Source organism: Kitasatospora sp. NBC_01560, assembly GCF_045208415.1.
GTDB lineage: Bacteria > Actinomycetota > Actinomycetes > Streptomycetales > Streptomycetaceae > Kitasatospora.
This window is the reverse complement of record NZ_CP109364.1, coordinates 6,394,404-6,407,210: the sequence shown is the minus strand read 5'-3', so window position 1 is coordinate 6,407,210 and position 12,807 is coordinate 6,394,404. Positions and strand designations below refer to the sequence as shown.

The window sequence follows — 12,807 nt, the reverse complement described above, 5'->3', positions numbered from 1 at the left end:
GGCCCCGCACCGCCCTCGGCGGATGGTCCTCGGACGGTGCCCGGCGGGCTGCTACTGCGGCCAGGCCGCGTCGATGTCGGCGGCGGTCTTCTGGATCGACTGCCCCTCGGCGAACCAGGCGGTCAGCGACTTCCACTCCTGCCCCGCGCCGACCGCGGCCGGCATGAGGTCCGACCCGTCGAAGCGGAAGGTGGCCGCCGGGTCGGTGAGCGCGTCGGCGGAGAGCCGGTCGATCGGATCCGTGTACAGGGCCTTGTCCACGCCCTGGTTGGCGGAGACCCAGCCGCCGGCCGTCCGCACCCGGCTGCTCGCCCACTCCGCGCTGGACAGGTAGTTCTGGACCGCCTGCACCTCGGGCCGGCTCGCGAACGCCGTCACGAACTCCCCGCCGCCCTCGACCGGGTTGGGGACCTGCGGGTTCACCGCCGGGAGCCGGAAGGCGAAGATGTCGCCGTCCGGGCCGACCTTGGTCTCCTTGGGCCACTGCGCCTTGTAGAACGACGCCTGCTGGAGCATGAAGCACTTGCCGGTGAGGACGGGCGCCCCGGCGTCCTGGAAGGTCGTGGTGGCGATCGACTTCACGTCGCCGTAGCCGCCGTTCACCCAGGCCGGGTTCTGCAGCCAGTCCGCGACGGTCTTCATCGCCGTGGTGATCTTCTCGTCCGAGAACTTCACCCGGTGGCTCACCCACTGGTCGTACACGTCACCGCCGTACGAGCCCAGTACCACCTCCTCCAGCCAGTCGGTGGCCGGCCAGCCGGTGGCCGTCCCGGAGGCGATGCCGCCGCACCACGGCTTGCCGCCGCCGGCCTTGGCGATCCGGTCGCTCAGCGCCATGAGGTCGGCCCAGGTCTTCGGCACCTCGTAGCCGGCCTGCTGGAAGGCCTTCGGCGAGTACCAGACCAGGGACTTCATGTTGGCGCTCATCGGCGCCGCGTAGAAGGTGCCGTTCACCGAGCCGTAGCTCTTCCAGACCGGGCTCCACTTCGCCTGGTTGGCGACGGTCTGCTCGGGCGGCTTCGCGACCTTGCCGCTCTTCACCATCTGCGCCAGCAGACCGGGCTGCGGGATGATCGCGAAGTCCGGGGCGTTGCCGCCGGCCACCCGGACGGGCAGCTGGGACTCGAAGTCGTTGCTGCCCTCGTAGCTGATCCTGATGCCGGTACAGGAACTGAACTCGGACCAGGACTTCTCCAGGTTGTCCGACTCCGGGCTGAGGATCGACGCGAACATCGTCACCGTGGTGCCCGAATGCCCCGCGTACGGCTGGTACTTGGCGCAGTCCCCGGCGAGCGCGGACGCCCCGCCGCCGGAACCGTCACCGGAGCCGCCCGAGCTGTTCGAACAGGCCGCGGTCAGCGCCAGCACCGCCAGCAGGGCGGGCAGCGCGACCAGCCGGCGGGACCGGGCGGCGGGCGGGCTCGACGGCGGACTCGTGGGCGACGCGGTCGGGGTGGGGGTCAATGCGGTCCTCCTCGCCAGGGCGCGAAGCGCCGGCCGTACGACAGAACGACATTGCGCTGTACCGGAGATCGACATGGACGCGGCAAGGGCCGGTTTGACGACGTTAACGCAGAGCACACCTGTCGCCAAGGTCCCCGTTCGACCTTCATCCGCACATGCCCCAGTTGTGACCTCGACGGCCGGCCGGAAAGCCGCCGGCCCCGCCCGGGAGAGGGCGGGGCCGGGGCGGAGCCGTGGGAGGAAGTGGTGGGCGCGGAGCCGTGGGCGGAAATGACCGGCACCGGCCCGGAGCTCAGGAGAGCCGGACCGGCAGCTCCCGCAGCGAGTTCACCACCAGCGAGGGGCTCGGGCGCAGCTCCTCGTCCGGCACCGCCAGCGCCAGCCCGGGGAACCGCTCGAACAGCGCCGGCAGCGCGACCCCGGCCTCCAGCCGGGCCAGCGGCGAACCCGGGCAGACGTGCGGGCCGTGGCCGAAGGAGAGGTGGCGGATCGGATCCCGGGTGATGTCGAACAGCTCGGCCGTCACCCCGTGCTGCGCCGGGTCCCGGCCGATCGCGTTGTACGAGATCAGCACCGGCTCGCCCCGGGGGATCACCACCCCGCCCACCTCGACGTCCTCGGTGGTGAAGCGGAACAGGAAGTTGCTGGTCGGCGGCGTCCAGCGGAGCGACTCCTCCACCACCGCGTCCCAGCCGACCCGGCCCGAACGCACCAGCTCCAGCTGGTCCGGGTGGGCGAGCAGGGCCCGGACGGCGTTGCCGATCAGGTTGACCGTCGTCTCGTGCCCCGCCGCGATGATCACCCGCAGGGTGGCCGCCGCCTCCGCGTCGCTCAGCGCGCCGCCCTCGGTGTCGGCCGCCAGCAGCACACTGGCCAGGTCCTCGCCGGGCGCCGAACGGCGCTGCGCCACCAGGTCGTTGACGAAGGCGTTCAGCCCGGCGACGGTCGCCTGGATGCCCTCGGGATTCGGCCGGATGCCGAAGAACCGCTCGTAGAGGTCGCGCAGGTGGCCGTGGTCCGACTCCGGGACGCCGAGCAGCGAGCAGATCACCGTCATCGGCAGCGGGAAGGCGAACGCCGTCTTGAGGTCCACCTCGCGCTCGCCGGCCGCCAGTGCGTCCAGCAGGCCGTGGGTGATCTCCTCCACGCGCGGGCGCATCAGCTCCACCCGGCGGGGCGTGAACGCCTGCGCCACCAGGGACCGCAGCCGCCGGTGCTCGGCGCCGTCGGTGGTCACCATGCTCGGGCCGGGCACCGCCAGGCCGATCAGCGGCCAGGCCTTCGGTACGTCGCCGCGCTGGAAGGCCGCCCAGTGCGCGGCGTCCTTCACCAGCCGGGCATCGGTCAGCAGGTCGCGGGCGGCCGCGTGCCGGGTCACCGCCCAGGCGGCCACGCCGCCGGGCAGCTCCACCGCCACCGCGCCACCGGCGGCGCGCAGCAGCGCGCCCTCGGCGGCGTTGTCGCGCGCCAGCGGGTCGAGGGCAATCGGGGCGGTCATCGGTACAACACTCCTTGGGTTCCTGGTTCTTGAACGCCCCGGGCGGCGCTCGGACGGTACGGAGCCGGGCGGGGCCGGGCGGGGCCGGGCGGGGCCGGGCCAGCTCAGGCCCGGCCCGGGTCCGACTCAAGCCCGGCCCGGCTCAGGTCTGGTAGCCCGGGGAGAACGACACCGGCAGCGCCACCAACCCGCGCACCCACGCCGACGGTCGCCAGACCAGCGCGTGCTCCGCCACCGCCAGCCGCAGGTCCGGCAGCCGGTCCAGCAGCACCTCGATCGCGGTGGTCGCGATCACCTCGGCCGCCTCCTGCGCGGGGAACGGGCAGCCGTGCTCGCCGTACGAGTAGCTCAGGTGCGCCCGGTTGCCCTCCGCCGGCCGGCCGTCCGGCCGGCGCACCGACGGGTCCGCGTTCGCGCCCGCGAAGCCCAGCAGCACCATGTCCCCGGCGGCGATCCGCTGCCCGGCCAGCTGGGTGTCCCGGGTCGCCCAGCGGCCCGCGAAGATCTGCGTCGGGGTGTCCTCCCAGAGCGCCTCGTTCAGCGCCTGGCTGATGCTGCGCCGGCCGCCCGAGAGCGAGGCGGCGAACCGCTCGTCGGTGAGCATCAGCCGCAACGCGTTGGAGATCCAGTACGAGCTGGGCTGGTGGCCGGCGATCAGGAGGACGCGGAGGTCCCGCATGATCTCGTCGTGGGACAGGCCCGCCTCGTGCCCGAGCATCCGCGAGGCCACGTCGTCGGTGGGGTGCTCGGCCTTCTCCCGCACCAGGTCCAGCATCACGGCGAGCAGCCGCTGCGCACCGGCGGGCGCGTCCGGGCCGCCGTCCAGCATGGTGAGCAGCCCGTCGATCAGGACCGGCGCCTGCTCCTCGCTGAGCCCGAGCACCCGGCAGAGCACCAGCAGCGGCATCCGGTGGGCGTACTCGGCGACGAGGTCGGCCTCGCCCCGGCCGGCGAACCCGTCGATCAGCCGGTCCGCGATCTCCTCGGCGTACTTGCGCAGCTCGTACGGGTCGATCGCGGCCAGCGCGTCGGTGACGGCCCGCGAGCGGCGGACGTGCTCCTCGCCCTCGGCGTAGAGGATCGAGGGCACCGGGGCCATCATCGGCCGGAGCGGCCAGTCCTCCGCGATGGTCTCCCAGGCGTTCCAGCGGGTGGAGTCGCGGCCGAACAACTGCGGCTGCCCGGTGACGAGTTGCAGCTCGCGGTAGCCGATCACCAGCCAGGCCGGGACCCCGCCGGCCAGCTCGACCGGCGCGACCGGACCGTGCGCCGTCCGCAGCTCGCGGTAGAGCTGGGCCGGGTCGGTCTGGAAGCGCGGCCCGTACAGCGGGGTGGCGCCGGCGTGCGCCGGGCAGCCCGGCGGCGGGGTGGCGGCGGGCTCGGTCACGGGGTGCTCTCCTCGTACGGGGACGGGTCGGTGGGGCCGGCGGCCGCGGCGGCCCCTGCGGTGACGGCACCGGTGGCGGCGGTCGCGGACCGGGGGGCCGGGATCCCGGCGGCGGCCTCCACCCGGGCTGCCAGGTGGCGGACCAGGCCGATCAGCACCTGCTTGCACGACTCCCGGTCACGCGCGTCGCAGTCCACCAGCGGGACGTCGGCGGGCAGGTCGAGCGCCTCGCGGACCTGCTCCAGGGTGTGGGTCGGCTCACCGAAGTTGTTCCGGGCCACGATGAACGGCGTGCCGTGGTGCTCCAGCCGGTCGATCGCGTACCAGGACTCCTCCAGCCGCCGGGTGTCCACCAGGACGACCGCGCCGAGCGCACCGCTGAACAGCCGGTCCCAGAGGAACCAGAAACGTTCCTGCCCCGGCGCACCGAACAGGTACAGCACCTGGCTGGCGGAGAGCGTGATCCGGCCGAAGTCGAACGCCACCGTGGTGGAGCGCTTGCCCCAGGCCGCCGAGGGGTCGTCGATCCCCTCGCCCGCCCGGGTCATGGTCTCCTCGGTGTTCAGCGGACGGATCTCGCTGACCGCACCGACCAGCGTGGTCTTGCCCACGCCGAAGCCGCCGACCACGACGATCTTCAGCGCGTTGTCGGCGGTGCCGCGCAGCGGGGTGCGCCCGGCCGCCAGGGCCTCAGAGCCGTTGGAGTCCATGCAGCACCTGCTTCAGCGTGTCGAGATCGGGCAACCGGGCCTTGGTGGGCGCGAACCGGGGGTGGCGGGCGGTGACCGCTCCGGTCTCCAGCAGGTCACCGAGCAGGATCTTCACCACGGAGATCGGCAGCCCGAGGACGGCGGCGACCTCCACGACGGCGGTCGGGGCCTCGCACAGCTGCAGGATGCGGGCGTGCTCCGACTGCATGCCCGGCGCCGGGCCCCGCTCGGCCACGATCAGCGTGACCAGGTCGAAGGCGTTCTCCGGGGAGCGACTGCGGCCCCGGGTGATGGTGTAGAGGCGGTCCGGGTCGTCGTCACGGCCTGCCACGACCGGCCGGCCGGTCATGCCCGGGCGCTCTCTCGGGCCGCCCCCGCCGGGCCCACGTCCTCGCGGGCCGGAGCACTGAGGTGGACGCCGATCTGCTCGATCAGGCCGTGCATGTTGTGGCCGACCACGCCCACGTCCGCGTCGTCGTCGGTCACCACGGCGAGGTGGGCGCCCTCGCCCGCGGCCACGATGCAGAGGATGCCGCCGTGGAACTCGGTCATCGACTGCCGCACCCCGCCACTGCCGTCGCCGAACTCGATCGAGGCGCCGTGCGCCAGGCTCTGCAGCCCGGAGGCGATCGCCGCCAGCTGGTCCGCCTGGTCCGTGCTGAGACCGGGGGTGTGGCAGAGCTTCAGCCCGTCGGCGGAGAGCACCAGGGCGTGCCGGGTGCCGGGGGTGGCCGTCAGCAGGTTCTCCAGCAGCCAGTCGAGGTCACGGTCGGTCACACTGCTCATGAGGGGTCCTTCTCGGTGGCGGGGGCGGCGTCGGGCGTGTTGTCCGTGGTCGGTGCGCCGCCGCTCCTCGCCTGCTGGGAGGCGCGGCGGAAGGCGCCGAACCGGGCGGCGGCGCTCGCCGCATCGGCCCGGGCGGGCTCGGCGGCGGGGGCCGCCGGGGCACTCGTGGCGAGTGTCTGGCCGCGACGGCGCTGCGGCAGGCCGCTCTCGGTGACCTGCGCCGGGACGGCGGGGGCCGGGGCCGCGGGGGCGGGGACAGCGGGGGCCGGGGCCGCGGGAACGGCCGGGGCTGCCGGAGCGGGCGCTGCCGGCGCAGGGCGCGCGGTGACGAGGGCGGGCGCTGCCGGCGCAGGGCGCGCGGTGACGAGGGCGGGCGCGAGGGCGGGCGTCAGCGCCGGGCGCGCAGGAGCCGGGACGGCCGCCCGGGCCACCACGGGCGCCGGGGCGGGCTCCGGCGCGGCGTGCGTCACCAGCTGCTGCGGGATCAGCATCACCACCCCGGTACCGCCGCGCGCCGACGGCCGGAAGGAGATCTGCAAACCGTGCTTGCGGGCCAGCGCACCGACCACCGCGAGGCCGAGCCGCGTCCCCGCCGACAGCACGGTGAGGTCCAGCGGCTCGGCGGAGACGGCCCGTTCGGCCCGGCGCAGCCAGCTGTCGCTCAGCCCGAGGCCACTGTCCTCGACGGTGACGACCAGCCCGGCCGGCACCTCCTCGACGTAGACGTGCACCTCGGACGGCGGGGCGGAGAAGTTGGTGGCGTTGTCGAGCAGTTCGGCGAGCGCGTGCATCACACCCTCGGCCGCGAAACCGACCACGGCGGCCGTGCTGGCGTTGTGCAGCCGCACGCGCTGGTACGCGCCGATCCGGCCGAGCGCACCTCGCAGCACCGACTCCACCGCGATCGGCTTGGCCCAGCGCCGGCCCGACCGGGCGCCGGTCAGCACCGCGATGCCGTCGGCCATCCGGCCCGCCTGCGCCGTCGAGTGGTCGAGCCGGAGCAGGTCACCGAGGACCTCCTCGTCGTGCCGGTGCTGCATCTCCCGCAGCTCGGCGTGCATGCTCGTGGCCAGCGCCTGCACCCGCCCGGCCGCGGTCGCGCAGACCGCGAGGGCCGCACCGCGCAGCCGCTCGCCCCGGCCGACCTCCTCGGCCACCGCACGCAGCAGCGCGTACTGGGGGTGCTCGCGGTGGGCGGCCAGCGCACTGTCGACGGACGCGCCGCCACGGAGCTTCTTCACCACCTCGGGCAGCACTTCGTCGGCCAGCCGGTCCAGCCGCGCCCGGTCCTCCTGCGCCGCCGCGGCCTCGGCCCGGACGTGGGCCAGTTCCGCCTGCGCGGCGGCCGCCGCGGCCTCGGCCCGCTCCTGCTCGCTCCGGGCCCGGTCCCGCTCGGCCTCCGCCGCCGTGACTCGGTCCAGGGCCGCCGCCTCGCCCTGCTTCGCCGCACCGGCCACGCCGAGCGCCGCCACGGCCTCGTCGTCCTTCCCGGCGAGCTGCTCGGCCAGCCGGCCGGCCCGCTCGGTGGCGCTCGCCGCCAGGCCGACCGCGATCAGCCAGAGCACCCCGACCGCGGCGATGGCCACGGCCGTGAGCGGTTGCCGGGCCGCCGCCGCCCGGCCGATCCCGACCGGGGTGACGACCAGCGCCAGGATCAGGGCCGCTCCCGCGAGGGCCACGGTGCGCACGGCGGGTCGTCGGCGCGGCCCGCCGTCGGGGCTGGTGGGTTCTCTCATCGGTGCGTCCTCGGCAGCGGCGGGCGTCGACGGGCGGACGCCGACAGCGGGGCGGGCGAACGCGCGACCGCCCGGCCGACGTGATGAAACGTCTCCGGGCGGCTGATCGGTTCACGCTTTCGGCCGATCATATCCATTCAGCTCTTGGTCTCAACCGGTGAGTTGACGCACAGTCTCGTTCCCGCACGCTCCGTACACAGAGCCGCCCCCGTTCCCCCACCGACGTTCAGCCGGTGTTCGCCTCGACCGCCCGACGCAGCTCCGCGAAGTCCAGCCCGTGGCCCGCGACGACCCTCGCCCCCAGCCCCTCACCCTCCCGCAGCACCCCGAGCAGCAGATGCCCGATGCCGATGTGACCGGACTTCAGGCGCAGCGACTCCCGCAGCGACAGCTCCAGCACCTTCTTCGCCCGGGCCGTGAACGGGCTGCGCCGCTCCTTCGCGCCGAGCCGCAGCCGGCCGCGCCGCCGCGCTTCCGGCTCCTCCGGCGCGGCGTCCAGCGCCCCCTCGCCGAACACGGACTCCACCGCCTCCCGGACGGCCTCCAGATCCACCCCGATCGCCGCCAGCGCCTGCGCGTCGTTCCCCTCCCCCAGCAGCCGCCGCACCTCCCGCAGGGCGGTCTCGTGGTCCAGGCCCGCGTCGATCAGCACCGCGGCCGCCGGGTCGTCCCGCTCCGCGAGGATCGCCAGCAGCAGGTGCTCCGTCCCCACGTACCCGTGCCGCAGCTCCCGGGCCTCCTCCTGGGCCCGGCCCACCGCACGCCGCGCACTCTCGGTGAAACGCTCGAACATCGCTCAGCCTCCGTCCTTGTCGGCTCCGGCCCCGCGCCGGGCGTACTTCTTGTGCACCGCCTGCCGGCTCACCCCGAGACAGACCGCGATGTCCTGCCAGGACCACCCCTGCCCCCGGGCATTGCCCACCTGCAGGGCCTCCAGCCGGTCCGCCAGGTCGCGCAGCGCCCGCACCGACCGAAGGCCCACCGCCGGATCACGACTGCTCGCCGCAGCCGCCAGCTCTCCGCTCTCGCTCATGCTGTCAACCTAGGTTGACACTCGGCACCTGTCAACCCTGGTTGACAAGGACCATGCAGAAGAGGCGGGGCGAGGACTCGAAGTCCTCGCCCCGCCCACCTTCTCGCCGGTCAGAGCTCAGTCTCCCCGACACGGGCACGCCGTTCCCGATCAGCAGCCTCGCGATCGCGCCTCTCAGCCGTACGGATACGGTGGCAGTTCGCGCAGACAACCTCGCATTTGGCGATCTCGGCCTCGACCTCGTGCCAGGGCCTGCGATCGGCAATCAACTGAGACACGCTGGCCACCTTCGTGCCCCTGACGTGATCCCAGTCCAGCCCACGCGCCAACTTGTTCCACCCGCAATCGCAGCAACCGCGCCCGAGCTTCGTCGCGTCGTTCCGGCGCTGTCCATCCACCACGCGCTGCCAGGAGGGCGGAAGGCCTTCCAGAATGGCTCGCGGGCGCTGCCGCATCGTTCTCGCTCGATGACAACAGGCGCATCGAACGTCACACTTGGCCAACTCTGCGACCAACCGAGCTCGTGAAACGCAGAGCTGAACGAGCCTGGAGATCGTTCCCGTTTTCTCCACGGGATCCCGGTGGTCGGGGTCGAGCGCTCGCACGTCGGAGTAGCCACAATCCACACACCCGGTGGACTTCCACTCCGTCACCACCGCCCGCAGCCTGGCCCTCGACCGGGTGAGATCATGGCCGGCGCCGAGCTTCGCTCTCCGCGCCCGTTGGCGTTCCCGGGCCACGGCCCGCACCTCGGGGTCATTCCACCTCTCCCGCCGAGCACGGTTGGCAGCGTCCCGCGCTTCTGCGGTCCGTGCCCTGGCTCGCACCGCGCGCTTGCATTCCCCCTGCAGGCCGCTCGGCTTGCTGGAGTTCTTCGGGAACTCGGCGGCCGGGTGCACCTCCTGGCACGCAGGGCACCAGATCGGCGTGGCCGGACTGATCTCTGCTGCAGGCGGGCGACGCGGCGCCCTGCTCCTCGGTCTGTCTGACATGAGGGCACCGAAACATCTGCCACTGACAAAAAGACGGGGCGAGGACCCGAAGTCCTCGCCCCGTCTCACACATTCACCCAAGCGGGTGACGGGCATTCACTCGATTCAGCTGCAGCCGCTGGTGGAGCCGCAGCCCTCGCAGAGGTAGCAGCTGCCGGCACGGCGCATCTTGGTGCCGCAGGAGAAGCAGAGCGGTGCGTCGGCGTTGAGGCCGAGCTGGATCTCCATCAGCTCCGTCGAGTTGTGGGCCTGGGCCGGGGCCTTCGGCGCCGCGACCGCCGGGGCGGGCTTGGCGACCGGGGCCGCCGGGGCGACCGGAGCCGACTGGGCGAGCGTCTCGGTGTCCAGCTGCTCGGCCTCCAGCGGCTCGTAGAAGCCGGTCTCCAGGTGGCGCTGGCGCTCGTCGACGGAGTGGATGCCGAGCGCGGAGCGGGTCTCGAACGGCAGGAAGTCCAGCGCCAGGCGGCGGAAGATGTAGTCGACGATCGACTGGGCCATCCGCACGTCCGGGTCGTCGGTCAGACCGGCCGGCTCGAAGCGCATGTTGGTGAACTTCGAGACGTACGTCTCCAGCGGCACGCCGTACTGGAGGCCGACCGAGACGGCGATGGAGAAGGCGTCCATCATGCCCGCGAGGGTCGAGCCCTGCTTGGACATCTTGAGGAAGACCTCGCCGAGGCCGTCGTCCGGGTAGGAGTTGGCCGTCATGTAGCCCTCGGCGCCACCGACCGTGAAGGAGGTGGTGATGCCCGGGCGGCCCTTGGGCAGGCGCTTGCGGACGGGGCGGTACTCGACGACCTTCTCGACCGCGGCCGGGGCCGGGGCCTCGGCGACGGCCTTCGCCTCGTCCTTCTTCTTGGCCGAGAGCGGCTGGCCGACCTTCGAGTTTTCGCGGTAGATGGCGAGCGCCTTGACGCCCATCTTCCACGCCTCGAAGTAGATCTCCTCGACGTCCTCGACGGTCGCGGCGACCGGCATGTTGACCGTCTTGGAGATGGCGCCGGAGATCCACGGCTGGATCGCCGCCATCATCCGCACGTGGCCCATCGGCGAGATGGAGCGCTCGCCCATCGCGCAGTCGAAGACCTCGTAGTGCTCGGTCTTCAGGCCGGGCGCGTCCACCACGTTGCCGTGCTCGGCGATGTGGGCGACGACCGCCTCGATCTGCTCGTCCTGGTAGCCGAGGCGCTTCAGGGCGCGCGGCACGGTGCCGTTGACGATCTGCATCGAGCCGCCGCCGACGAGCTTCTTGAACTTGACCAGGGCGAGGTCGGGCTCGACGCCGGTGGTGTCGCAGTCCATCATCAGGCCGATGGTGCCGGTCGGCGCGAGCACCGACGCCTGCGCGTTGCGGAAGCCGTTCTCGGCGCCGATCCGCAGCACGTCCTGCCAGGTCTCGGTGGCGGCGGCCCAGACGGGCGCGTCCAGCTCGTCGACCGCGACGGCCGCGACCGAGGCGTCGGCGTGCTGCTGCATGACCCGCCGGTGCGGGGCCGCGTTGCGGGCGTAGCCGTCGTACGCGCCGACGACACCGGCGAGTTCGGCGCCGCGGCGGTAGGCGGTGCCGGTCATCAGGGAGGTGATGGCGCCGGCCAGGGCGCGGCCGCCCTCGCTGTCGTAGGCGTGGCCGGTGGCCATCAGCAGGGCGCCGAGGTTGGCGTAGCCGATGCCGAGCTGGCGGTAGGCGCGGGTGGTCTCGCCGATCTTCTCGGTGGGGAAGTCGGCGAAGCAGATGGAGATGTCCATCGCGGTGATGACCAGCTCGACGACCTTGGCGAAGCGCTCGGCGTCGAAGGAGTCGTCGTCGCGGAGGAACTTCATCAGGTTGAGCGAGGCGAGGTTGCAGCTGGAGTTGTCCAGGTGCATGTACTCGGAGCAGGGGTTGGACGCGTTGATGCGGCCGGACTCCGGGCAGGTGTGCCAGTGGTTGATGGTGGAGTCGTACTGGATGCCGGGGTCGGCGCAGGCCCAGGCGGCCTCGGCCATCTTGCGGAAGAGCTTCTTCGCGTCGACGGTCTCGATGACCTCGCCGGTCATCCGGGCCCGGAGGCCGAATTCGGTGCCGTTCTCGACGGCGGTCATGAATTCGTCGTTGACGCGGACCGAGTTGTTGGCGTTCTGGTACTGGACGGAGGTGATGTCGTCCCCGCCGAGGTCCATGTCGAAGCCCGCGTCGCGCAGGGCGCGGATCTTCTCCTCCTCCTTCACCTTGGTCTCGATGAAGGCCTCGACGTCCGGGTGGTCGACGTCCAGGACGACCATCTTGGCCGCTCGGCGGGTGGCGCCGCCGGACTTGATGGTGCCGGCGGAGGCGTCGGCGCCGCGCATGAAGGAGACCGGACCGGAGGCGTTGCCGCCGGAGGAGAGCAGCTCCTTGGAGGAGCGGATCCGGGAGAGGTTGAGGCCGGCGCCGGAGCCGCCCTTGAAGATCATGCCCTCTTCCTTGTACCAGTCGAGGATCGACTCCATGGAGTCGTCGACGGACAGGATGAAGCAGGCGCTGACCTGCTGGGGCTGCTTGGTGCCGACGTTGAACCAGACCGGCGAGTTGAAGCTGAACACCTGGTGGAGGAGGGCGTGGGTCAGCTCGTGCTCGAAGACCTCGGCGTCGCCGGGGGCGGCGAAGTAGCCGTTCTTCTCGCCGGCGGCGCGGTAGGTGAGCACCACCCGGTCGATGATCTGCTTGAGGCTCCACTCGCGCTGCGGGGTGCCGACCGCGCCGCGGAAGTACTTGGACGTCACGATGTTGACGGCGTTGACCGACCAGAAGTCGGGGAACTCGACGCCGCGCTGCTCGAAGTTGATCGAGCCGTCCCGCCAGTTGGTCATGACGACGTCGCGCCGCTCCCAGCGGACCTCGTCATAGGGGTGGACGCCAGGGGTGGTGTGGATGCGCTCGATCCGCAGCCCGCCCTTGGGCGCCTTGCCGGCTCCCTTGGTCGCGGTCTTGTCGGACTTCGACCCGCGTGCGGAACCGCTCGTGGTGTCTGTCACTTCTCGCTCCTCCTCCTAGGCAAACGCCCAAAGTGCCCTGAAAAGTCCGGGCACCGCTGGCTCGCTTCTCCGGTGTGCGGACAGGCGACGACCTGCCTGTTTCCGCACGGTTTGTGGTGTTCTGTGCACCGTTTCCGGGCACGCGTCGGCCCCGGGGGGCCGGTGGGACGATTCGGCCCCGGGGGGCCGGTGTGCTGAGCCGGCCTC

The 12,807-nt window shown here is 72.5% G+C and carries 10 protein-coding genes; all 10 read right to left on the bottom strand.

Annotated features, from left to right (window positions below):
* Nucleotides 1–51 precede the first annotated feature (51 nt).
* Entirely contained in the window at nucleotides 52–1,464 is a 1,413-nt protein-coding gene (locus OH807_RS27830; RefSeq protein ID WP_406203907.1) for an ABC transporter substrate-binding protein, read from the bottom strand.
* A gap of 292 nt (nucleotides 1,465–1,756) precedes the next feature.
* Nucleotides 1,757–2,962 carry a cytochrome P450 gene (locus OH807_RS27825; RefSeq protein ID WP_406203904.1) on the bottom strand — a complete coding sequence of 402 codons (1,206 nt, stop codon included), beginning with the start codon at nucleotides 2,960–2,962 and terminating at the stop codon, nucleotides 1,757–1,759.
* Between the two features lie 142 nt (nucleotides 2,963–3,104).
* The gene (locus OH807_RS27820) at nucleotides 3,105–4,349 is read right to left on the bottom strand and encodes a cytochrome P450 (protein WP_406203901.1); all 1,245 of its coding nucleotides are present in this window, start codon (nucleotides 4,347–4,349) and stop codon (nucleotides 3,105–3,107) included.
* Nucleotides 4,346–5,059, bottom strand: a complete 714-nt coding sequence (locus OH807_RS27815) for a GTP-binding protein (RefSeq protein ID WP_406203898.1) — start codon at nucleotides 5,057–5,059, stop codon at nucleotides 4,346–4,348. Before OH807_RS27815 ends, OH807_RS27820 begins: the two co-directional genes overlap by 4 nt.
* Complete coding sequence (locus OH807_RS27810; protein WP_406203895.1) at nucleotides 5,040–5,408, bottom strand: DUF742 domain-containing protein; 369 nt, start codon at nucleotides 5,406–5,408, stop codon at nucleotides 5,040–5,042. Before OH807_RS27810 ends, OH807_RS27815 begins: the two co-directional genes overlap by 20 nt.
* Nucleotides 5,405–5,845, bottom strand: coding sequence for a roadblock/LC7 domain-containing protein (locus OH807_RS27805; RefSeq protein WP_406203892.1), 441 nt, complete (start codon nucleotides 5,843–5,845; stop codon nucleotides 5,405–5,407). Before OH807_RS27805 ends, OH807_RS27810 begins: the two co-directional genes overlap by 4 nt.
* Nucleotides 5,842–7,581, bottom strand: a complete 1,740-nt coding sequence (locus tag OH807_RS27800) for a sensor histidine kinase (protein WP_406203889.1) — start codon at nucleotides 7,579–7,581, stop codon at nucleotides 5,842–5,844. Before OH807_RS27800 ends, OH807_RS27805 begins: the two co-directional genes overlap by 4 nt.
* Nucleotides 7,582–7,807: 226 nt before the next feature.
* Nucleotides 7,808–8,374, bottom strand: coding sequence for a Clp protease N-terminal domain-containing protein (locus tag OH807_RS27795; protein WP_406203886.1), 567 nt, complete (start codon nucleotides 8,372–8,374; stop codon nucleotides 7,808–7,810).
* 3 nt (nucleotides 8,375–8,377) lie between these two features.
* On the bottom strand, nucleotides 8,378–8,614 hold the full coding sequence (locus OH807_RS27790; RefSeq protein ID WP_406203883.1) for an RNA polymerase subunit sigma-70: 237 nt from the start codon (nucleotides 8,612–8,614) through the stop codon (nucleotides 8,378–8,380).
* Between the two features lie 1,097 nt (nucleotides 8,615–9,711).
* Nucleotides 9,712–12,600: a vitamin B12-dependent ribonucleotide reductase gene (locus OH807_RS27785; protein ID WP_406203881.1), complete on the bottom strand. Its 2,889-nt coding sequence runs from the start codon at nucleotides 12,598–12,600 to the stop codon at nucleotides 9,712–9,714.
* Between the last annotated feature and the right edge of the window lie 207 nt (nucleotides 12,601–12,807).